Source organism: Streptomyces sp. MMG1121 (assembly GCF_001280015.1).
Lineage (GTDB): Bacteria > Actinomycetota > Actinomycetes > Streptomycetales > Streptomycetaceae > Streptomyces.
In genome coordinates, this window is the sequence record NZ_LGDV01000001.1 from 274,032 (window position 1) to 296,554 (window position 22,523).

Below are 22,523 nucleotides of genomic sequence, written 5' to 3' on the forward strand. Positions count from 1 at the left end.
ATGAACACCGACACGAAGCGCGGCACCCTGCGGCCCCGTGCGCGCGAGGTCCTGCTGGCCGCCGTACAAGGCCTGACGCTGGCCGTGGCCGTGCTGCCCTTCGGCGTCGCGTTCCTCGTGCTGACCCTCGTCTCCCTCGCCCTCGTCCCGCTCGGCGTCGGGCTCTTCACGACCCCGGTGCTGCTGACCGGGGTGCGGGCCCTGGCGGACGTGCGCAGGCGGCTCGCGGCCGAGTGGTGCGGAGTGCGGATCCCGGCGGCGTACCGGCCCCCGCCGCCGGACGCCAAGCGGTGGACGCTCACCTTCCACCTGCTGGGCGACCCGCAGGTCCGGCGCGATGTGCTGTGGCTGCCGGTGGACATCACGGCGGGCTTCGTCACCGCGCTGCTCCCGGCCCTGCTGCTGTTCTACCCCGTCGAGGGGTTCCTGCTGGCGGCCGGGCTGTGGCGGGCGTACGTGCCGGACTCCGGCGGCACCTACTGGTACGCCTTCGTCCCGGTCTCCGGCCAGGCGACCGCCTTCGGTGCGGCCGCGCTCGGTGCCGCGCTTCTGCCGGTGGCCCAGCGCCACTCCCGCCGTATGCTCGTCCTGCACTTCCGGATCGCCCGGGCCGCGCTCGGCGGCGACAGCGAACTCACCGAGCGGGTCCGGGTGTTGACCGAGACCCGGCGGGACGCCGTGGACACCTCCGCCGCCGAGCTGCGCCGTATCGAGCGCGACCTGCACGACGGCGCCCAGGCCCGGCTCGTCGCCATGGGCATGGACCTCGGCACCATCGAGATGCTGGTGGAACACGATCCCGCACAGGCGAAGAGGCTGCTCGCCCAGGCCCGCCGGAACTCCGCCGAGACCCTGGAGGAGCTGCGCGACCTGGTGCGCGGCATCCACCCGCCGGTCCTCGCCGAACGCGGACTCGGCGACGCCGTACGGGCGCTGGCGCTGCGGCTGCCCCTGCCCACGGAGGTGACCGTGGAGCTGTCCGGCCGCGCGGACGCCCCCGTCGAGTCGGCCGCCTACTTCGCGGTCAGCGAGGTGCTCACCAACGCCGTCAAGCACTCCGGCGCCGACCGGATCTGGGCCGACCTGCACCACACGGAGGGCAGGCTGCGGATCACGGTCACCGACAACGGCCGGGGCGGCGCGGCGCTCGGCGCCGGGTCGGGGCTGGCCGGGGTCGAGCGCCGGCTCGGTACATTCGACGGCGTCCTGGCCGTCAGCAGTCCCGCCGGCGGCCCCACCATGGTGACCATGGAGCTCCCGTGCGCGTTGTCCTAGCCGAAGACCTCTTCCTGCTGCGCGACGGGCTGGTCCGGATGCTTCAGGCCTTCGGCTTCGAGATCGCGGCCGCCGTCGAGACCGGCCCCGAACTCACCCGGGCGCTCGCCGAGTTGGAGCCCGACATCGCCGTGGTCGACGTACGGCTGCCGCCCACGCACACCGACGAGGGGCTGCAGTGCGCGCTCGCCGCCCGCCGGGAGCGGCCCGGGCTGCCGGTGCTGGTCCTGTCCCAGCACGTGGAGCAGCTGTACGCGCGCGAGCTGCTGGCCGACGGCACCGGCGGGATCGGCTATCTGCTGAAGGACCGGGTGTTCGACGCGGAGCAGTTCATCGACGCCGTACGACGGGTCGCGGCCGGGGGGACGGCGATGGACCCGCAGGTGATCCAGCAGTTGCTGGCCCGGCGGGCCGCCGAGGACCGGCCGCTCGGCCGTCTCACCCCGCGTGAGCGGGAGGTGCTGGAGCTGATGGCGCAGGGCCGGTCGAACGCGGGCATCGCGGCCCAGCTCGTGGTGACGGAACGGGCCATCGCCAAACACACCTCCAACATCTTCGCCAAACTGGGACTGGAGGTGTCGGACGATGACAACCGGCGCGTACTGGCGGTGCTCGCCCACCTCGACCAGGACCGCTGACAGAAGCCGGTGACCTGCCAACTCCCCTGTTTCCACGAGGAATTTGTGAGACCGGTGAACACCTCTGAGGCGGCGTCCGTATCCATGGGCGCCGCTTCACTCCTGTCGGGCGCCTCGCTGCTGCCCCGCAAGGAAGTCAGAGGAGTTCCATGGGACGCAACACACGAAAACGCCGTACGCCGCTGGCCACCAAGGCCATAGCCGCATCGGCGGCCCTAGCGCTCGGTGGGGGCGGGCTGATCTGGGCGAACTTCTACGCCTCGGCGCACGAGTCGAACAACCAGACGTGGGGAGGCAACCAGACGAAGGCCGCGACGGCGCAGGTGGCGACGATCTCCTGCCCGGACGTCGGCCAGAAGCTGACGAACGTTCCGTACCGGGCCCGCCAGGGCGTGGCGACGGAGCTGGCCAACCTCGACAAGCAGATCACCGAGGCCTACAACCGGCTCGCCTCCACCCGGCAGGCGCAGACGAACGACCCGAGCTTCGTGCAGAACGCGATCGTCGGCCCCCTGAAGAACAAGCGGGCCGCGACGATCGACCGGATCCGCATCGACATCCAGCGCGTCGGCGGGCGGTTCAACAGCTCGCTGTCCCAGCTCGCCGCCTGTACGACCCAGGCCGCCAACCAGACCACCGCCGGCGGCTGGCAGCAGGGCGGCAACGGCCAGCAGAACAACGGCGGTCAGCAGAACAACGGGGGTCAGCAGCAGGGCGGCCAGCAGAACAACGGCGGCCAGCAGCAGGGCGGTCAGCAGCAGGGCAGCAACGGCGGCCAGGGCGGTGACGGCCCGGCCGCGGCGGACTTCGTGGACATCACGAAGGTCGCCCCGAACGTCCAGGGCAGGCCGCGCCAGCTGCAGAACGCCTCGACCGGCACGTTCACCACGCGCTGCGGTGTGAACGCGAACCAGAACCACAACAGCGACAACGTGATCGTCGCGCCCGGTGTGACCAACGGTGCCCACCACGTGCACGACTACGTCGGCAACCAGAAGGTCAACGCGTTCTCCAGCAACCAGACGTTCCTGCAGGGCGGCACCAGCTGCCAGAACAGGAACGACCTGTCGGCGTACTACTGGCCGGTCATCCGCGAACAGGACGGCACCCAGGAGAAGGACGCAGGCGCCGACGGCGGCGGCAAGGACCTCAACGTCGGCAAGATCCTGGTCGCCCAGCAGGCGCAGATCAAGTACGTCGGCAGCCCGGCGAGCAAGGTCGCCGCGATGCCGCAGTTCCTGCGGATCATCACCGGTGACGCCAAGGCCTTCGTCAACGGCCCGGCCAACGCCAACGCGCACTGGAGCTGCACCGGCTTCGAGAACAAGGTGCAGCTGACCGACAAGTACCCGATCTGCCCGCAGGGCAGCAACGTGGTGCGCTTGTTCGCCTTCCAGAGCTGCTGGGACGGCGTGAACATCGACAGTGCCAACCACCGTACGCACGTGGCCTTCGCCGATCCGGCGAGCGGTGTCTGCCCGAACGGCTTCAAGGCGATCCCGCAGCTGACGATGCGCCTGGTCTACAACGTGCCGCAGCCCGTCGTCCAGGCGGACGGGACGGTGAAGAACGCCTACGCGGTCGACGGCTTCCCGGAGGAACTGCACAAGCCGATCACCGACCACGACGACTTCATCAGCGTCACGACCGGCGGCCTGGCCAACAAGATCGCGAACTGCATCAACCGGGGTCAGAACTGCCAGTGAGCGCCTGACCGGGCCCACGGCCACAGGGCCCACGAACGAGGCCGGTGACGGAACCCCCTCCCGTCACCGGCCTTCGTGTGCGCGCGGCCGCCTCAGCCGCCGTGCGCGGAATGAGCGGCATGGTTCGTGCCCAGCTCCACGTCCCCGCCGAGCGTGCCGCGCAGCGCCTTGACGACGCCGTCGTCGCCGACGGCGACCCACTTGCGGCCGACGAGGTAGTAACCGCCGTAGTCCTTCGCGTCGTTGATCCACTCGCGCTGGCCGCGGTCGGTGGCGAAGGTGGCGAGGATGAACTTGCCGTCGGTGTTCGTGCAGATGGCCTGGCGGATCTCGTCGGCGTCGGTCTGCATGTCCGGCCTGCACTTCACCTCGGCGGCGAGGCTCTCCAGGCTGCCGGTCGCGGCGGGCGGGACCGCCTTGGTCTGCCCGCCCGCGCCGCAGCCCGCCAACGCCAGTACGGCCGCGCCGCCCAGCAGCAGTCGTGTCACCCTCATCTGTTCCTCCGGTCCTGATGGCCCAAGCATGCCTCGGCCCCTTCGGATACGGACCCGGGCCGCCGTACGCTCAATTCCGGTGACCGGCCGCGCACGGATGCGCGGAAGTGCCCCGGCGAACGAGTACCAGGGCCGCCGGGCCAGGATCCGGCTGTCGCCCTTCCTGCGGAACACCGGCCGGGGGCGGAGGAGGGCGTCAAGCTCCGCACACCCGAACCGGACGCCCTTTGGGGCGAGTTGGACGACGGGGTACGGGCCACTCCCGCGCTGCGCCTGTCCGGCCTCGGCCGGGACCGCGAGGGCCTCTTGCCCGTCCTCGGCGCACCGGCCCCCATCTGCCGTACTGCCAGCGGTCGATGGCCACCTGCGCGCGCCTGCCGGTCGATCCCGAGGACTGACGGCCGCGCTGACGACGGGCTGACGGCGGGCCGGAACAACGGGCCGCGTCACCCATCCGGCGGTGACCAAACCACCGCTCGCTCGTTCTCCACGACGTGCAGTCACAGGATGTAGCCCAGCGTCACGCAGCCACCTCCGCCGGGGAGCCCGGCCCGGTCGACTTCGAGCAGGCCGAGGCCGCGCTCGTCGAGCACTACCCACGGCTGGTCCGGATCGCCTATCTGGTGCTGCCGCCGAGCCTCGGCCGCAACCGCCGGGTGCTGACCGCACACTCCCTCGTCCAGCGCGCCCTGCCCCGGGGCCGCAAGCAGCCGGCCGTGATCCCGGCCCAGCCCCCGGGCCGCGAGGGCGACCCCGGCTACGCGTTCCTGCGCGAGCGCGTCCTGCACACGGCCCTGGAGGCGGGCCGGCCGCGGGGGGTCCTGCCCCGGCTCTCCCAGCTGCCGCCGCTGCTGCCCCAGGTCTGGGGCCTGAGGCTGTTCCCGCGCTCGGGCGGTGCCGACGAACTCGCCCTGGACCAGCGGCTGTCCGCCCTGTCCGGCCCGGCCCGCGCCGCCTATGTACTGCGCGGCCTGGAGAAGCTGCCCGACGCCGACATCCGCAGGATCCTCGACTGCGCCGGGGCCGACGACCCGGGCGGCGCGCTGGCCGCCGCGAACAGCGTGCCCATCCAGCCCGCACTGCTCTCCTCCCCCGAGTTCGACCCGTGCTCGCTCCAGGCCCGGCCCACCGATCTGATGCGCCGCCGCCAGCACACCAAGGCCGCGCTCGCGGCCGTCGCCGCACTCGCGGTGTGCGGGGCGCTGGTCGTCATGCCGGGCGACGGCTGGGGCCCGGACGGCGCCGCCGCGCCCGCCTACGCCGAGAACCCGGCCGCCCAGGCCGCCCTCGACCCGGCCCACCTCACCCGGGTCTCCCCCACCGCCTGGCAGACCGCCACGCGCACCGACTTCTCCGTGTGGCCCGCGCGCGGGCCGCTCACCGGCGACCAGGACCTGCTGCGCCGCGCCCTCGCCGTCTGGGCCCGCCCCGGCGACACGGTCCGCGTCTCGGCGACCCCCGGCACCCAGACCGGCGGCCCGGCCGGCCCGCCCCAGCTGCTGTACGCGGGCCAGGTCGACAATGCCCGCGTCGTGCTCCTCTACGACGGTCTGCGCATCGCCCGCTACGCCGAGCCGGTGAACGGCACCCAGGGCGCGGCCCTCGACTTCGCCCGCGTCGACGGCGCGACCGGCGCGGAGGCGAGCGCGCTGGTGCTGGGCCGCTCCGACGGCAACGTCCAGTACCTGACGGCGCCCTGGGTGAAGACGGCGGCGGCGCGGGACCTGATGAAGCCGGACGGGGCCACGACCCCCCTGCCCCTCACCGCCGGTGTCACCGCCCCGCTGACCAGCCCCGCGCTCCAGACCGGCAGCTGCACCTCGTGGACCGTGCTGCAGCTGACCGACGCCTCCGGCACCGAACTCGCGACCGATCTGGGCGAGTTGGTCCCGGCCCGGCTGACCGCCGGCCGACCCGGCTCCGCCGGTGCGGCGTCCGGTGCCGCCGGGCTGCGCACCTGGGCGCCGTTCGCCTGCTCCCTGTCGGCCGAGCGCGCGGCGGGCGTCCGGAGCGTCAACGCCTGGGCCTACGCCGCGCAGCCGCTGCCCGACGGCAGTGGGGCCGCGCAGTGGATGTGCACCCGGGCCGAGACCTGGCGCGGCGACGGGACGGCCGCGCTGGCCCAGTTCCGCACGCCGGGCGGGCGCGTCGGGGCGGTCGTCGCCAAGGGCACGGACGTACGGGCCTGCGGGCCGCGTGATCCGCATGTGCTGGCCGGGGTGCTGTGGAAGTCCTCGGCCGGGCACTGGTATCTGCTGGCGGCGGGCAGCAAGGACACGGCGGCGATCCAGGCGGGGGGCGGGATCACGGCGGCCGGTCAGGGCCCGCTGCTCGTCGCCCGGGCCAAGCAGGGGGCGCAGGCCACGCTCAAGGGCACGCTGGAGGACGGGCGAGCGATCGACGGACTGCGGTGACCCTTTATTGACATGGGCGTAAACAAGCTCGGCCGCAGGGGTTCTCAGCGAGCCTACCCATCAGTACATTGACGCCATGTCTAACACGCAGGCCCGGGTGCCGCTCAAGGCACGCAAGGTGTCCTTCTCCTGGGACGGCACGCCGTTGCACTGGGTGCCCGGCGATCCCTTCACCACGCACACCATCAACGTGCTGCACCTGCTGCTGCCCGCCGGTGAGCGCTGGTTCGTGCACGTGTACAAGCAGGTGCTGCCGCACATACGCGACGAGCGGCTCCGCGAGGACGTCATCGGGTTCATCGGGCAGGAGGCGATGCACTCCCAGGCCCATGACGAGGTGCTGCCGCATCTGCGCGAGCAGGGGCTCGACCCGACGCCGTACACCGCGCAGGTCGACTGGTTCTTCGAGAAGCTGCTCGGCGACCGCACGCTGCCGCCGGGCAGGCCGCGCACGTGGTGGCTGATGGAACGGGTCGCGCTCATCGCGGCCATCGAGCACTACACCGCGTTCCTCGGCAACTGGGTGCTCAACGCCGGGGAGCTGGACCGGCGCGGCGCCGACCCGACCATGCTGGACCTGCTGCGCTGGCACGGCGCGGAGGAGGTCGAGCACCGCTCCGTGGCCTTCGAGCTGTTCACGCACGTCGACGGGGGCTACGGCCGCCGCGCACGGACCTGGGCCACGGCCTTCTCGGCGCTGGTGTTCCTGTGGCAGCGCGGGGTGCGGTTCTTCATGGAGAACGACCCGACCCTCGTCGACGCCAAGGCCGGATTCAAGGAGTTCTACGTCCGTGGCCGGCGCGGTCTGCTCCCCGCGACGGGCGACATGCTCAGGTCCATCCCCCGCTATCTGAGCCCCGACTACCACCCCTCGCAGGAGGGCGACACCGAGCAGGCCGTCGCCTACCTGGCGTCCTCTCCGGCAGCCACGGCGGCGGAGAAGGGTGCCGCGTGATGCCGAGGCTGCGTACCGTCGTACTCCTCGCGGGTGCCGCGCTGCTGACCCGGGGTGCCCTGCGCCGCCGTATCCAGGTCTCGCCGCTGTGGCCGCTGCCCGCGCTGGAGGAGCCCGCCTCGGGCCGGCCGCGCTCGCGGGCGCTGCGGCTGCTGGTGACCTCTCGCGAGACGGTGGCCGACGGGGTCGTCCGGCTCCGCCTGGAGGGCGCGGACCTGCCGCGCTGGCAGCCCGGCGCCCATCTCGACCTGGTGCTGCCGTCGGGGCTGGTGCGGCAGTACTCGCTGTGCGGTGACCCGGAGGACACCTCCTCGTACACCGTCGCGACCCGGCTGGTCGAGGGCGGGCGGGGCGGCTCGCGCGAGGTGCACGAGCAGGTGACGGAGGGCACGGAACTGGAGGTGCGGGGGCCGCGGAACCGTTTTCCGCTGGTCGAGGCGGAGTCGTACGTCTTCGTCGCCGGCGGGATCGGGATCACCCCGCTGCTGCCGATGCTGCGGGCGCTCCCTGAGAACGCCGAGTGGCGGCTGCTGTACGCGGGGCGCGCGAGGGCCTCGATGCCGTTCCTGGAGGAGGTCGAGAAGCTGGGCCGCGACCGGGTGACCGTCGTGGAGGGGCAGCCCGATCTCGACGCGCTGGAGGTGCCGGAAGGGGCCGCCGTCTACTGCTGCGGTCCCGAGGGGCTCATGGCGGCCGTCGCGGCGCGCTTCCCGGACGTCCGCATCGAACGATTCGCGCCACGTCTGTCGTCCGACGGCAACACGGAGTTCGAGGTCGAACTGCGCCGCAGCGGACGCACGTTGGCCGTCCCGGCCGGCTCCACCGTGCTGGCGGCCGTACGACGCGAGCTGCCGAACACCGCCTACTCCTGTGAGCAGGGCTTCTGCGGGACCTGCCAACAGAGGGTGCTGGAGGGCGAGATCGACCACCGGGACGAGTTGCTGACGGATGCGGAGCGTGGCGACTCGATGCTGATCTGTGTGTCCCGGGCGAGGAGCGAGCGGCTCGTGCTCGATCTGTGAACACCTGCGGCCGGATCCGATCGGTAAGGTGTTCGCATGAGTACCGGGGTTCGCCGCAGGATGGGCGTCGAGGAGCGGCGGCAGCAGTTGATCGGCGTCGCTCTCGACCTCTTCAGCCAGCGCTCGCCCGACGAGGTCTCCATCGACGAGATAGCCTCGGCGGCCGGCATCTCACGTCCGCTGGTCTACCACTACTTCCCCGGCAAACTCAGCCTGTACGAGGCCGCGTTGAAGCGTGCCTCGGAAGAACTCGCGGACCGCTTCGGCGAACCCCACGAGGGTCCGCTCGGCGCCCGGCTGCTGCGTGTGATGCGCCGCTTCTTCGACTTCGTCGACGAGCACGGCCCCGGTTTCTCCGCGCTGATGCGCGGCGGTCCGGCGGCGGGCTCGTCCGCCGCCAACGCGCTGATCGACTCGGTCCGCCAGGCCGCCTACGAGCAGATCCTGTCGCACCTCGCGGTCGCCACCCCCTCCCCGCGCCTGGAGCTGGTCGTCCGCTCCTGGATCTCGCTCGCCGAGTCGACGGCGCTGCTGTGGCTGGACGGCCGGCGCGTCCCGCGCGCCGAGCTGGAGCTCCAGCTCGTGCACGATTTCGCCGCGCTCACGGCGGTGAGTGCCGCCTACGACGCGGACATGGCCGCGCTGCTGCAGCAGATGGTGAAGGACGAGCCGGCCGACGGCCCCTTCGCGGAGCTGCTCGGCCGGCTCATCGGCCTCGGCTTCTGAGGGCCGCTACCGGTCGGACTTCCGGTAGGACGGGTCGAGTTCGCGGACCTCGGCGGAGGCGTGCAGGGTGACGCCCTCGTCCGCCACGTGCTCGCGGAGCAGTTCCAGGGCCGTCTCCGTGAGCTTGGCCTTCGTCTCGTCGCTGCGTCCGGCGAGGAGCCCGATCGTCACGTGCACGATGGCGTGCCCGCCCGCTCCGGGGTCCTCGTATCCGAACACCGTGTACGCGCTCGGCCGGAACTGCGTCTTGCAGGCCTCCGGCTTCGCCGCCGCGATCGCCACGGTCGCCTCGTGCAGCGCCCGGGCGAAGCCCTCGCGGTCGAAGGCGTCCGCCACGAGGTCCGAGTAGTCGATGGTGATCTGCGGCATGAGCACTCCTGTTTCCACGGCTTTCTACGGCGACGGCCCGACCCTACTTCGCCGCCCGGGTGAACACCGCCACCGTCCGCGCCGGGACGGTGAACGTGCCCGAGCCGGCCGCGTAGGAGGAGCCCTTCACCACCGGGTCGGCACCGGAGGCCTGCACCGGGTGCAGCCGGTAGGGCGTTCCGGCGAGGGCGCCGATCCGCTGGTCCTGCCGCTGCGGGGTGGCGTTGAAGACGACGACCAGGTCACCGAGGCGCATGGTGATCACTCCGGGCGTCTCGTCCGTCCCCGACAGCGGGAAGGACAGCTCGTCCTGTACCCGGGCGGCCGTGCCGAGGGAGAACGCCCGCTCGGTCGTACGGATCCTGAGCAGGTCCTGATAGGCGGCCGAGGCGCCGGTGATCTGCGGGCAGCCGACCTTGACGCCGGTGAGCAGGGGCCGGGCGTAGTCCCACGCGGACCGGTTGTCGGCCGCCATCGGCAGCCCGCGCCCGAAGCCGTTGCCGTCGGCGCAGTTCCAGTGGACGGCGTTGAACCAGTCGCCGCTGTCGAAGGAGTTGCGGTCCAGCGACTTGGAGCGCAGCAGGTCGGTGCCCGCCTGGGAGAGGGACGGCCCCTGTGAGAGGACGGCCGTGGCCATCGCGAGGACCTGCATCCGGGCCCGGTCGGACGCGCCGGTCCTCGCGGGCAGCTTGTAGGCCAGCGCGTCGAACAGCGACTCGTTGTCGTGTGCGTCCACATAGGCGAGGGCGTCGCCGGGCGCGTCCGCGTATCCGGCGGGGGCGCCGTTGTAGTCGATCTCGGCGCCGCTGACCTCCTTGCCGTCGGTGTCCGTGAAGCGGTACTTGGCGAGGTTGCCGCTCAGGCCGACCTTGATCAGGTCCTGGTAGTGCAGGAGACGTGCCTTCTGCTCGGCGGACGTGCCGTTCGCGGCAGCGGAGTTGGGGTCCGTGTACAGCCCGGACGCGAAGCCCTGGACACCGGGGTCGGAGTCGAAGGGGCTGCCGCCGCGCACCGCGTCACGGGCCCGGTCGGAGAAGGTGGCGATGCCGGTGCCGGCCATGTTCGCCTGGGTGGCCTGCACGAACCGGGCGTCGTTCGCGACCTCGCCGAAGTTCCAGCCCTCGCCGTACAGGATGATCTTCTTGCCGTCGACGCCGTCCTTCTTCAAGGTCAGCGCGTCGAGTGCCTTCCTGACCGCGAGGATGTTGGCCTTCGGGTGGTGGCCCATGAGGTCGAAGCGGAAGCCGTCGACCTTGTACTCCTTGGCCCAGGTGACGATCGAGTCCACGACCAGCTTGCCCATCATCGCGTTCTCGGGCGCAGTGTTGGAGCAGCAGGTGCTGTTGGCCACCGAGCCGTCGGCGAGGAGCCGCTGGTAGTAGCCGGGCACGATCTTGTCGAGGACGGAGGTGTCCGCCTGGCCGCTCGCGGCGGTGTGGTTGTAGACGACGTCCATGACGACGCGGAGGCCGTCCTGGTTGAGGGACTGGACCATCTCGCGGAACTGGACGGTGCGGGCGGTGCCGTCCGGGTCGGTGGCGTACGAGCCCTCGGGGACCGTGTAGTGGTACGGGTCGTAGCCCCAGTTGTAGGCGTCCTTCGCGGCGGTCTTCGCCACGCACGCCTGCTGCTGGTCGGAGTCCGCCGGGTAGGAGGCCAGATCGCAGCCGGGGCCCGCCTGGTCGGCCTTCTTCTCGGGAACGGTGGCGAAGTCGAAGGCGGGCAGCAGATGCACGTACGACGTGCCGGCCTTCGCCAGCGCCCGCAGGTGCCTGGACCCGTCGCTGTTCTTGTCGGTGAAGGCCAGATACGTGCCCTGGTCCTTCGCCGGTACGGTCTTGTCGGCGACCGAGAAGTCCCGGATGTGCAGCTCCTGGATCTGCGCGTCCTTCATCGGTACGGCCTTGGGCTTGGCGAGGCCCGACCAGCCGCTCGGGGCGAGCGACCTGTCGTTCAGGTCGACGACGAGACTGCGCTCGGAGTTCGCGGTGAGGGCGACCGAGTAGGGGTCGGTGACCTTGTTGACGACCAGCTTGCGGACGCTGGGCGCCCAGACCCTTACGACGTACCGGTAGGGCTTGCCCTTCCAGGACGCGGGGCCGGTGACCGACCAGACGCCGGTCGTGTCGTCGCGGTGCATGGCCACGGTGGCGCCGCCCAGCTCCAGCGACACGCTCTGGGCCGTCGGCGCCCAGACGGACAGGGTGGGCCTGCCGTCGTGGAAGACCGGCCCGAGCGCGGCCTTCGTGGCACCGGGGTAGAGGTCGTCCAGCACGCCGGCGATCTGCACCCCGGTCGCGGCCAGCACGGCGCCGTCGGCAGCCCGCTGGGAGGCGACGAGCTGGCCGGTCAGCGCCGTCCGCACCCGGCCCCGGTCACGCGGGTCGACGGACCAGGCGGCGTAGTCCTTCAGGTAGGGGAACCTCGCCTTCTGGGTGTCGGTGAGCGAGGTCTTCTCCAGCCGGATCCAGCGCTCGTCGTCGCTGGTCAGGGTCCCGTCCCTGACCGTGATCGAGCCGTCGCGGGAGGAGAGCAACTGGGTGGAGGCGGCACCGTCGGCGCCGTTCCAGGCGACGGTGTTCCGGTCGATCCAGACCGCCTTGGAGGTGGTCGGGTCGAGCGCGGCGGCGCTGCCCGCCGGCTGCGGGAGCAGGTGCTTGTCCTGGCCGTTCAACAGCCACACCTCGTGTCCGTCGGCCTTGAGGTCGAGTGACTGGTCGGTGGGCAGATCCTTGTCGTCGCCCTTGTGGATGATGTAGCTGAGGCTGGTGGCACCCTCGGTGAGGGGCACCTCGAAGACCGCGCCATAGGCGTCAGTCTTCACCGGCTGCAGCGGCTTCGACCAGTCGGTGGGGTTCGCGGCACCCGTCCAGACGTGCAGGCCCCAGCCGTCGTAGTTCCCGTCGGCGCGGTGGTAGTGGAGGACGGCCCTGGTGGTGTCCTGGGCCGGGTACGCGGGCCTTTCCGTGACGACGTCGGCCTTGCCCTGCTCGACCCAGACCTCACCGGTCTTGGTGACGTCGATGCTCCGGTCGGCCGAGACGTCCTTGTTCCCGTCCTTGTCGACGACCAGGAAGCCGACGGTGGAGGCGCCGGGCTTGAGCTTGACGTAGGCGAAGGCGCCCCAGGCGTCCCGGCCGGTGAACGGGTGACCGGCCGGCCAGGTGGTGGACTCGCCGTCGGCGATGTCGCCCCAGGCGTACAGGCCCCAGTCGCCGTAGTCGCCGTCGGTGCGCCGGTAGTGGACGATCGCGTAGTCGCGCGAGGAGGCGGTGGGGGCCTTTGGTGCGGGCGGGGTACCGGTGGTGCTGCTCGCGGTGGCGCTCGTGGTGTGTCCGGCCGAGTCGATGACGACGGCCTTGTAGCGCAGCGCGGTCCCGGCGGGTACGGCCTTGCCGAGGGTCTGGGTGACCTTGTACGGGGCGTGGTCGGCGGAGCCGAGCACCTGCCACTTGGCGTTCCCGACCTGGGCGGCGAAGACGACCCGGTTGAGCTGTCCGCCGTCGACGTCGGCGGCGAGGCCGACCGTGCCGGTGGCTCCGGCGGCCGGGGCCCGGAGGGTGATCGTCGGGTTGGCGGTCGGCTCGGCGAGCGGGCCGGTGGCCCGGTAGACGACGGCGGATCCGGCCGGGACCGAGACGGTCAGCTCACGGTCGCCGTCGGTCTTCACCGCGTCCTCGGCGCCGTAGATCCCCCGGTACGCCATGTCGGCGGACCCGGTCGCGAAGGTGGCCGTCTTCGCCGTGTCCGCGTTGTTCAGGGCGACGACGTACTCGGCGCCCGTCCTGGCGTCCGTCCGGGTGAAGGCGTAGATCCCGGCGCCGTCGGCCGCGTACCGCTCGGTCTGGACCCCGTCGGTCAGGGCCGGGTTGGCCTTGCGGAGCCGGGAGAGGGCGGCGATCTCCTGGTAGAGCGGGGCGGCGGTGTCGTACGCGTCGCTCGCGTGGGTGCGGTCGGTGCCGATCTCGTCGTCGGCGAGGTAGTCGGGGACCTTGGAGGCGAACATCGTCTGGCGGGCGTCCTTGTCGCCGCCGGAGCCGGTGAAGCCCTGCTCGTCGCCGTAGTAGACCACGGGGTTGCCCCGGCTGAGGAACATCAGCTCGTTGGCGAACGCGTCCTTCGCGAGGATCTCGGCGTCCGTCGCCTTCGGGTTGTCCTGCTCGATGAAGTGGCCGATGCGGCCCATGTCGTGGTTGCCGAGGAAGGTGACCTGCTCGTACGCGTTGGCCTTGTCGGTCGTGTACTTCCAGTCGTCACCGAAGACGCTTCCGAGCCTTCGGGCGCTGCCGCCCTGGGAGGCGTAGGCGCGGGCCGCGTCCTGGAAGGGGAAGTCGAGGGTGGCGTCGAGCCGGCCCTGGGTGACGTACGGGGAGGTGACCGAGGTGTCGGTGTCGTAGGTCTCGCCGAACATGAAGAAGTTCTTCCGTCCGTGCGCCGCCGCGTACCTGTCGAGCGCGGTGGCCCACTGGGTCCAGAACTCCATGTTCACGTTCTTGACGGTGTCGATCCGGAAGCCGTCGACGGCGAAGTCCTTCACCCACCGCTCGTAGATCTTCTCCATGCCGTGCACGACCTCGGGACGCTCGGTCCACAGGTCGTCCAGGCCGGAGAAGTCGCCGTAGGTGGTGGACTCGCCGGCGAACGTCGAGTCGCCCCGGTTGTGGTACATCGTCGGGTCGTTGAGCCAGGCCGGGACCTTGCTGTCGCCCGTGACCTTCGGGGTGTACGGGAAGGAGGCGCTGGAGACGGCCGGGAACTTCTCGGTGCCATCCGCGTAGTCGCTGTCGTCGAAGGGCCTGCCGTCCTTGGTCAGATAGGGGAAGGCGCCCTTGGAGAGGTAGTCGGAGGACTTCTCCTCGTGGTTCACGACGTCGGCGGTGTGGTTGGTGATGACGTCGAAGAAGACCTTCATGCCCTTGGCGTGCGCCTTGGAGATCAGGGTCTTGAGGTCCTGGTTGGTGCCGAAGTGCGGGTCCACCTGGGTGAAGTCGGTGATCCAGTAGCCGTGGTAGCCGGCGCTCGCGTTGCTGCCGGTGCCCTGCACGGGCCGGTTCTTGAAGATCGGCGCCATCCAGATGGCGGTCGTGCCGAGGCCCTTGATGTAGTCCAGCTTGTTCGTCAGGCCCTTGAGGTCACCGCCCTGGTAGAAGCCCTTGTCGGTGGGGTCGTAGCCGGTCACCGTCCGTGAACCGGTCAGGCCGCCCTTGTCGTTGGACTTGTCCCCGTTGGCGAACCGGTCCGGCATGACGAAGTAGAACTGCTCGCGGGTGTCGTCGTGCCGGGCGGGCTGGGCGGCGAGGGCCGCGTCCGACGGGGGCGCCGGCGGGCCGGCGGCCTGTGCCGCCAGTGGCTGGATCAGGGCGGCGGCGAGGGCTACGGCGGTGACGGCCGCGCCCCGTCTGGCTCTCGGTATCACAGGCGGTAACTCCTAGCGCGTACGGCTCTCTTGGGTCCGACCCGGCGCGACCGTATCGCCGCTGAAAGCTTGACTGCAAGAGTCTTGAAACTCATAGCAAGAAGTTTCAACGTCAATCTTGACGTGTGCTTCTCAACTGCCGCACGCTCACCGGTTGTTGAACCCCAACCCTTTCCTTCGGAGCCGCATATGACCGGACACCGACCCCCGGGTGTCTTCCGCCGGACGGCCGCAGCCGTGGCCGCCGGCGCGCTGGCGCTCGCGGGTGCGCTCGCCCTGCCGGCGACCCCCGCGCAGGCGAAGGCGACCGCCAAGGGCGATGTGATCGCCAACCTGTGGGAGTGGAACTGGGACTCGATCGCCTCGGAGTGCACGAACGTGCTGGGCCCGGCGGGCTACGGCGCGGTGCAGGTGGCGCCTCCGCAGGAGTCCCTGAAGCAGACGAACTACTACTGGTGGGACGTCTACCAGCCGTACTCCTACTCCCTGAACAGCCGCTTCGGCTCACAGGCGCAGTTCACCGCGATGATCACGGCCTGCCACAAGGCGGGCGTGAAGGTCTACACGGACGCGGTGATCAACCACACCGCCGCGCAGACCGGCACCGGCTACTACGGCACGTCGATCACGGACAAGTACAGCACCCCCGACTGGAGCCGGTCGGACTACCACGACTCGTCCGACTGCCCCACCTCCGACCTCACCATCCAGGACTACTCCAACCTCACCCAGGTCCAGAACTGCGAACTGCTCGGCCTGCCCGACCTCAGAACGGGCTCGGACACGGTCCGCACGGGTCTCGCGAACTTCCTCAACAGCCAGCTCGCCCTGGGCGTCGACGGTTTCCGCGTCGACTCGGCCAAGCACATCCCCGAGACCGACATGGCGGCGATCGAGGCCAGGCTGACCGCCACCACGTCCGGCGCGGCGCCGTACGTCTTCCAGGAGGTCTACCCGGGCGCGACCCCGCAGCCCTCGGACTACTACCCCTCCGGTGACGTCCTGGACTTCACCTACGCGAGCAGGATGAAGTCCGCCTTCCAGGGCAACGTCAGCGACCTGGCGTCGCTGTCGTCGTCCGGCATCCTGGCCGCCGCCGACTCGGTGTCGTTCGTGACCAACCACGACACCGAGCGCAACGGCACGGACATGTCGTACAAGGACGGCGACACCTACAAGCTGGCCAACCTCTTCCAGCTCGCCTACAAGTGGTCGACGCCCACGGTGTACGCCAGCTGGGAATGGACCCAGAGCGACCAGGCCCCGCCGAACTCGTCGGGCTTCGTGACGGACACGGACTGCGCCGGCGGCGCCTGGTACTGCCTGGACCGCGACACCGCGGTGGTCGGCATGGTGGCCTGGCACAACGCGGCCGACACGGCAGCGGTCTCCGACTGGCAGACCATGTCCTCGAACGTGGTCGGCTTCGGCCGCAGCGGCAAGGGCTTCTTCGCCCTGAACAACGGCACGAGCAGCGCGACCTACACGTTCACCACGGGCATGGCCGACGGCACGTACAGCAATGTGATCGACGGCGGCAGGACGACGGTGAGCGTGGCGGGCGGCACCGCGTCGCTCACGATCCCCGCGAAGGGCGCCATCGCCTTCTACAACTCGTCCTACACCTGCACGGTGGGCTGTGGCGACGCGGGCGGCGGCTCCGGTGACACGGTGAACGCGACCTTCGACGCGTACGCGCCGACCACGTCCGGTACGAACGTGTACGTGGTCGGGTCCATCCCGGCGCTGGGCTCCTGGGACACCTCGAAGGCGATCCAGCTGTCGTCGTCCGGGTACCCGGTCTGGTCGGGTGAGGTGGGCCTGCCGGTGAACACGTCCTTCACCTACAAGTACCTGAAGAAGGACAGCTCGGGCAATGTGACCTGGGAGTCGAACGCCAACAGGTCGGCGGCGACGACCACGTCCGCTCTCTCGCTGAACAACTCCTGGAGCCTGGCGGACACCGACGCCACCGACGTCACCTTCCACGAGACCGCGACGACCGACCTGGGCACCAACGTCTACGTCGTCGGCTCCGACCCGTCCCTCGGCTCCTGGAACACGGCCGACGCGATCCCGCTCTCCTCGGCGGCGTACCCGACGTGGAGCAAGCTGGTCATCGTCCCCAAGAGCACGTCCTTCACGTACAAGTACCTGAAAAAGGACGGCTCCGGGAACGTGACCTGGGAATCCGGCACGAACCGCTCGTACACGACGGGCAGTTCGTCCGGCTACACGACGAGCGACACCTGGAAGTAGCCCCAGCGGCTCAGCAGCTCGACTTCCCCGAATAGATCGCCAGTGCCGTATTGGCACCCAAGGTGGCGGTGAACTGCCCGCTGGAGTTCACCGCCACCGTCGTGCTGTTCTGGACGTCGCAGTACGTCCCGGCGGGGAGGGACGTCTGGTAGGTGCGGGTCAGTGAAGAGGACTCGTGGTTGACCGCCACGTAGCCCTTGCCGCCCCGGCCGAACGCGATGGCGTTGCTGCCGTCGTCCCACCAGTTCGAGACGGCCTCGCCGCGGGTCGCGTTGCGGAAGGCCACCATCGACTTGATCTCCGGCCAGGCGTGCTGGCACTTCCAGCCGTCCTGCCAGCAGGCGTTCACCTGGCCGTTGTCCGGTGGGCCGGCGTCCGCGTCGGACCATTCGTAGCCGGAGTTGATGTCGGGGGCGCCGTAGGGCCAGGCGAGCATGAAGACGTTGGCCAGGGTGTAGTCGGCGCCGTCCTTGTAGTTCAGCGTGGAGCCGTTGCGCTCGGTGTCGTGGTTGTCGACGAAGACGCCGGCCACCGAACTGCTCAGATAGCCCCAGCCCTCGCCGAAGTTGTTCAGATACGCGAGCTTCTCGCTGGTGAAGACGCGCTTGAGGTCGTAGGCGTAGCGGAACTCCTGGACGTCTCCGTTGCCGGTGTACTCGGAGGGCTGGACGGCCTCGTTCGCGCCGTAGACGACCTCCTGCTTCCAGTAGGCGGAGGGGTTCGTCAGGCGGGACTTGATGTTCGCCAGGTCCTCGGCCGGGATGTGCTTGGCCGCGTCGATGCGGAAGCCGTCGGCACCCAGCGAGAGCAGGTCGTTCATGTAGCCGGCGATGGTCTTGCGGACGTACTCCTCGCCGGTGTCCAGGTCGGCCAGGCCGACGAGTTCGCAGTGCTGGACGTTCCAGCGGTCCTGGTAGTTGGTGACCTGCGAGGTGCAGTCGTCGAAGTCGGGGTACGAGTACAGGCCCGGATAGTCGTACTTCGTGTACGTCGAGCCGCCGGTGCCGGTACCGCTGCCCGCCGACATGTGGTTGATCACGGTGTCGACGACGACCTTCAGACCGGCCGCGTGACAGGTGTCGATCATGTTCTTGAAGGCGGTGCGGTCACCGAGCCGGCCCGCGATCTTGTACGACACCGGCTGGTACGACGTCCACCACTGCGAGCCCTGTATGTGCTCGGCGGGCGGAGAGACCTGGACGTAGCCGTAGCCGGCGGGGCCGAGGGTGGTGGTGCACTCGCGGGCCACCGAGGCGTAGTTCCACTCGAAGAGGACGGCGGTGACGTCCTTGGTGCCGGGCGGGGAGGCCTCGGCGATGGTCGGGTTCATGCCAACCGTGAGGCCGAACGTGGCCATGGTGAGCGCGAGTGCCGTGGGGAGGGTCCTGCGTGCCATGCGTGCTCCTGCACTTCGTCGTGCGGGTGGGGGAGGGAGTGCGGAGGCTGGAAACTATCGGTTGCCGTCAGGTTTCAGCAAGATGTTGAAACACATTCCAACAGCGTTCCCAGCGAGGTCCGTTGGCGCTCCACCGGCGATGCCCGGGCACCGCACCGGCCGGATCCGCGGTGGCCCGCGGGCAGCGACCTGCAAGAGAGCGTGGGCTCGCGGAGGACCGGCCGCCCACCGCTGGAAGGGCGGGCGGGGCGGCGGTGCGCACGCATCGCCGCAGCCCCGCGGACATGTGCGGGTAACGGGGACGTCACGAGTGCGAGATCGGGAAGAAAGTTTCTTGCAACGTCTTTCGCAAGGCCTTGCAGTGCTGTTAATTTCCAACCGCGCCCGGCGGCCGTCGATCGGGACAGACGGCACCCGCGGTCTTCCCAAGGGATGATCCGGGCAATCCCCTTCTAGGAGTTCCTATGCGACGTGGCATATCGATCGCCGCCGCGGTCACCGTGATCGCCCTGTCCGCCACCGCCTGCGGCGGCTCGGACAGCAACGCGTCCAGCCAGCCGAAGGACCCCAAGGACGTCTCCGGAACCATTACGTACTGGGACACCTCGGACGCGGCGACCGAAGCCCCGACGTACAAGGCCCTGATCAAGCAGTTCGAGGCCAAGTACCCGAAGATCAAGGTGAACTACCAGAGCGTCCCGTTCACCGACGTCGAGCAGAAGTTCAAGTCGGCCGCCAAGAGCGGCAAGGGCGCCCCGGACGTCGTGCGCACCGATGTGGGGCTGATGGCCGAGTACGCCTCGCTGGGCTACATCGCCCCGCTCGACGGCACCCCCGCGCTGAAGGACACCTCGGACTTCAACGCCACCCCGATGAACACCGCGAAGTACAACGGCAAGACGTACGGCGTCCCGTCGGTCACCGACACCCTGGGCCTGCTGTACAACAAGGCGCTGTTCAAGAAGGCCGGCATCGCCAAGCCGCCGACCACCTGGGACGAGTTCGTCGCGGACGCCAAGACCCTGAAGCAGAAGACCGGCGCGTACGGCACCTACGTCAACCCGGACTCCTACTTCCTGCTGCCCCTGCTCTACAGCAACGGCGCGGACATGGCCGACACCTCGACGAAGAAGATCACCATCAGCGACGCCCAGGCCGTCACGGCCCTGACGACCGCGAAGAAGATCTACGACCAGGCCTCGATGAAGGTCGACTTCTCGAACGCCTACCAGAACATGCAGACGGCGTTCAAGAGCGGCAAGGTCGCCATGCTGATCCAGGGCCCCTGGTCCGTCAGCGAGGACCTGACCGGCTCCGCGTTCAAGGACGGGTCCAACCTCGGCTACGCCCCCGTCCCGGCCGGCGCCGGCGGCAAGGCCCAGGCCCCGACCGGCGGTCACGACCTCGCCGTCTACCAGGGCTCGGGGAACCTGGCCGCGAGCTACCTGTTCACGCAGTTCATGACGTCCACGCAGAGCCAGATCACCATCGCCGAGAAGACCGGCACCCTGCCGACCCGCAAGTCGGCGTACACCTCGCAGGTCACCTCCGACGCCAAGATCGCCGGCTTCAGGCCGATCCTGGAGCAGACGGCCCGTCCGCGTGTCGCCCTGCCGCAGGTCGGTTCGCTGTTCACCCCGCTCCAGCAGAACTACGTGAAGATCCTGCAGGGTGACGCGTCGGTCAAGTCCGGCCTGGACGCCACGGCCAAGCAGTTCCAGCAGCTCCTGCCCGGCTACTCCGTCGGCTGACCCGCATCTGAAGTAACCGAGAGGCAACCGAAGACCACGCAGCCCCGGGGAATCATGTTTCCCCACTGCCGCCCCGACCGGGGCTCCCCGGGGCTGCGGGTACCACCAGACTTCCGCCGCGAAAGAGCCGATGAGGATGACCACCGCAGCGAGCACCGGACAGACCGACCAGCCGGCGCGGGACACCGGGTCCCCGCGCCCCGCACGCGTTTTTGCCCTGCGGCGGTCCTGGGACAAGTACTGGTACGCCTGGGCGATGGTGACCCCGGTCGCCGTCGTCATCGCCGTACTGGTGCTGTATCCGCTCGGATACGGCTTCTACCAGTCGCTGACGAACGCGAACGAGGCGAACGTCGCCACCACCATCGGCGCCTTCCACCGCCCGGCCACCTACGACTTCGTCGGCCTGCACAACTACTGGCACGTCCTGTCGGGCGCCGACGGCGACTTCTACCCGCGCCTGGTGTGGACGGTGGTGTGGACCCTCTCCTGCGTCGCCCTGCACGTCTGCCTCGGCATGGGCCTCGCGGTACTCCTGAACCGCAAGGTGCGGGGACGCGCCTTCTACCGCGCGATGCTGATCCTGCCCTGGGCGGTTCCGTCGTTCATCGGCGTCTTCGCCTGGCGGCTGATGCTCAACTCCCAGTTCGGCGTCTTCAACGACATCATCACCGCGTTCGGTCTGCCCGAGCAGAACTGGCTCGGCACCCCGCTCGCCCAGAAGATCGCCGTGATCATGGTGAACGTCTGGATCGGCATCCCCTTCAACATGGTCGCCCTGCTCGGCGGACTGCAGTCCATCCCCAAGGAGCTGTACGAGGCCGCCGAGATGGACGGCGCCTCGCCCTGGCAGCGCTTCCTCAACGTCACCCTGCCCGGCCTGCGTCCGGTGTCCAACACGGTGATCCTGCTGGGCTGCATATGGACGTTCAACATGTTCAACGTCATCTATCTGCTGCTGGGCAACAACACCACCGGCGACACCGACATCCTTGTCACCTTCGCCTTCCGCAAGGCCTTCACCGGGATCTCGGACTACGCGGGAGCGGCGACGTACGGGATCATCATCCTCGCCCTCCTGCTGGCCTTCTCGACCTTCTACCGCCGCAGCACCCTGAAGTCCGAGCAGGCGTAAGGAGCCCACGTCATGACCGCAGCAACGCACGAGACGGCGGCGCCCGCCCGCTCCGCCGCGCAGCCCGCCGCCGCCCGCCCGCGCAGGGTCCGCGGCCGTGAGGAGCGCAGCCTGGGGGCGTCCGTCGCCCTGCACGGCACGCTGATCCTGGCCACGGTGATCGCGGCCTTCCCGGTGGTGTGGATCCTGTTCATCTCGCTCGGCCCGAAGAACGCCTGGCAGCAGCCGAGCGAGGTGCTGAAGAACCTCAGCCTGCACAACTACAGTGACGTGCTGACCCATTCGGACCTGCCGAAGTGGTTCCTGAACACGGTCGTCGTCGCCGGCGGCACCACCGTCCTCGGCGTCTTCCTCGCGTCGACCGCCGGATACGCGGTGTCCCGCATGAGGTTCCCGGGCAGCCGTCAGCTGATGTGGACGTTCCTGGTCACCCAGATGTTTCCCAGTATCGTGCTGATCGTGCCGTTGTACCTGCTGATGTCCGATCTGAACCTGCTCGACAACTACCTCGGACTGATCCTGGCGTACGCGACCACGGCGGTGCCGTTCTGCGCCTGGATGATGAAGGGGTACTTCGACACCATCCCCAAGGAGATAGACGAGGCGGGCCGGGTGGACGGTCTCACCCCGTTCGGCACCTTCTGGCGGCTGATCGTGCCGCTCGCGAAGCCGGGCCTGGCGGTGACCGCGTTCTACAGCTTCCTCACCGCCTGGGGCGAGGTCGCGTACGCCACGCAGTTCATGCAGTCCGACCACTACACGCTCGCCGTCGGCATCCGCACCTTCGCGCAGGACCAGCGGCCCGACTGGGCGTGGACCTCCGCCACGGCGATCATCATCACGATCCCGGCAGCCCTGGTGTTCATGCTGGTGCAGCGCAGCCTGGTCTCCGGGCTGACCGCCGGCGGGACCAAGTCCTGAGCGCCGGCGGCGCCGCCTCCTGAGCGCCCGGCCCGGCGCCCCCGCA

The 22,523-nt window shown here is 69.9% G+C and carries 15 protein-coding genes and 1 pseudogene; 12 read left to right on the forward strand and 4 right to left on the reverse strand.

What is annotated here, in order from left to right; genetic code table 11:
* The 3 genes from ADK64_RS01265 (at window position 1) to ADK64_RS01275 (ending at window position 3,619) form a co-directional block, all read left to right on the forward strand.
* Window positions 1–1,275: a sensor histidine kinase gene (locus ADK64_RS01265; protein WP_053654003.1), complete on the forward strand. Its 1,275-nt coding sequence runs from the start codon at window positions 1–3 to the stop codon at window positions 1,273–1,275.
* The gene (locus ADK64_RS01270) at window positions 1,260–1,913 is read left to right on the forward strand and encodes a LuxR C-terminal-related transcriptional regulator (RefSeq protein ID WP_053654005.1); all 654 of its coding nucleotides are present in this window, start codon (window positions 1,260–1,262) and stop codon (window positions 1,911–1,913) included. The genes ADK64_RS01265 and ADK64_RS01270 overlap by 16 nt, the downstream gene beginning before the upstream one ends.
* A gap of 149 nt (window positions 1,914–2,062) precedes the next feature.
* The gene (locus ADK64_RS01275) at window positions 2,063–3,619 is read left to right on the forward strand and encodes a DUF1996 domain-containing protein (protein ID WP_053654007.1); all 1,557 of its coding nucleotides are present in this window, start codon (window positions 2,063–2,065) and stop codon (window positions 3,617–3,619) included.
* Between the two features lie 92 nt (window positions 3,620–3,711).
* Here ADK64_RS01275 and ADK64_RS01280 read toward each other — a convergent pair whose 3' ends face one another.
* On the reverse strand, window positions 3,712–4,113 hold the full coding sequence (locus ADK64_RS01280; protein ID WP_199829447.1) for a hypothetical protein: 402 nt from the start codon (window positions 4,111–4,113) through the stop codon (window positions 3,712–3,714).
* A gap of 124 nt (window positions 4,114–4,237) precedes the next feature.
* Here ADK64_RS01280 and ADK64_RS44685 point away from each other — a divergent pair.
* The 5 genes and pseudogenes from ADK64_RS44685 to ADK64_RS01300 all read left to right on the forward strand — a co-directional run.
* Window positions 4,238–4,511, forward strand: a pseudogene (locus ADK64_RS44685) (tetratricopeptide repeat protein); the annotation flags it as partial.
* Between the two features lie 96 nt (window positions 4,512–4,607).
* Window positions 4,608–6,527, forward strand: a complete 1,920-nt coding sequence (locus tag ADK64_RS01285) for a hypothetical protein (RefSeq protein WP_053654011.1) — start codon at window positions 4,608–4,610, stop codon at window positions 6,525–6,527.
* 76 nt (window positions 6,528–6,603) lie between these two features.
* Window positions 6,604–7,482, forward strand: a complete 879-nt coding sequence (locus ADK64_RS01290) for a metal-dependent hydrolase (protein WP_053654013.1) — start codon at window positions 6,604–6,606, stop codon at window positions 7,480–7,482.
* Window positions 7,482–8,504: a PDR/VanB family oxidoreductase gene (locus ADK64_RS01295; protein WP_053654015.1), complete on the forward strand. Its 1,023-nt coding sequence runs from the start codon at window positions 7,482–7,484 to the stop codon at window positions 8,502–8,504. The genes ADK64_RS01290 and ADK64_RS01295 overlap by 1 nt, the downstream gene beginning before the upstream one ends.
* A 36-nt stretch (window positions 8,505–8,540) precedes the next feature.
* On the forward strand, window positions 8,541–9,230 hold the full coding sequence (locus tag ADK64_RS01300) for a TetR/AcrR family transcriptional regulator (RefSeq protein WP_107092891.1): 690 nt from the start codon (window positions 8,541–8,543) through the stop codon (window positions 9,228–9,230).
* 6 nt (window positions 9,231–9,236) lie between these two features.
* On the opposite strand, the gene ADK64_RS01305 is transcribed toward ADK64_RS01300, so the two are convergent.
* Both ADK64_RS01305 and pulA read right to left on the reverse strand, forming a co-directional pair.
* Entirely contained in the window at window positions 9,237–9,599 is a 363-nt protein-coding gene (locus ADK64_RS01305) for a 5-carboxymethyl-2-hydroxymuconate Delta-isomerase (RefSeq protein ID WP_053654019.1), read from the reverse strand.
* 43 nt (window positions 9,600–9,642) lie between these two features.
* On the reverse strand, window positions 9,643–15,015 hold the full coding sequence (gene pulA / locus ADK64_RS01310) for a pullulanase-type alpha-1,6-glucosidase (RefSeq protein ID WP_053654021.1): 5,373 nt from the start codon (window positions 15,013–15,015) through the stop codon (window positions 9,643–9,645).
* A 189-nt stretch (window positions 15,016–15,204) separates the two neighbouring features.
* Between pulA and ADK64_RS01315 the strand changes: the two genes are divergently transcribed.
* Window positions 15,205–17,274: a carbohydrate-binding module family 20 domain-containing protein gene (locus tag ADK64_RS01315; RefSeq protein ID WP_053654023.1), complete on the forward strand. Its 2,070-nt coding sequence runs from the start codon at window positions 15,205–15,207 to the stop codon at window positions 17,272–17,274.
* A 10-nt stretch (window positions 17,275–17,284) separates the two neighbouring features.
* On the opposite strand, the gene ADK64_RS01320 is transcribed toward ADK64_RS01315, so the two are convergent.
* The gene (locus ADK64_RS01320; RefSeq protein WP_199829448.1) at window positions 17,285–18,670 is read right to left on the reverse strand and encodes an alpha-amylase; all 1,386 of its coding nucleotides are present in this window, start codon (window positions 18,668–18,670) and stop codon (window positions 17,285–17,287) included.
* Between the two features lie 464 nt (window positions 18,671–19,134).
* Between ADK64_RS01320 and ADK64_RS01325 the strand changes: the two genes are divergently transcribed.
* The 3 genes from ADK64_RS01325 (at window position 19,135) to ADK64_RS01335 (ending at window position 22,477) form a co-directional block, all read left to right on the forward strand.
* Complete coding sequence (locus ADK64_RS01325; protein WP_053654025.1) at window positions 19,135–20,421, forward strand: extracellular solute-binding protein; 1,287 nt, start codon at window positions 19,135–19,137, stop codon at window positions 20,419–20,421.
* A 136-nt stretch (window positions 20,422–20,557) separates the two neighbouring features.
* On the forward strand, window positions 20,558–21,556 hold the full coding sequence (locus ADK64_RS01330) for a carbohydrate ABC transporter permease (RefSeq protein WP_078992430.1): 999 nt from the start codon (window positions 20,558–20,560) through the stop codon (window positions 21,554–21,556).
* A gap of 12 nt (window positions 21,557–21,568) precedes the next feature.
* Window positions 21,569–22,477, forward strand: a complete 909-nt coding sequence (locus tag ADK64_RS01335; protein ID WP_053654027.1) for a sugar ABC transporter permease — start codon at window positions 21,569–21,571, stop codon at window positions 22,475–22,477.
* Window positions 22,478–22,523 lie beyond the last annotated feature (46 nt).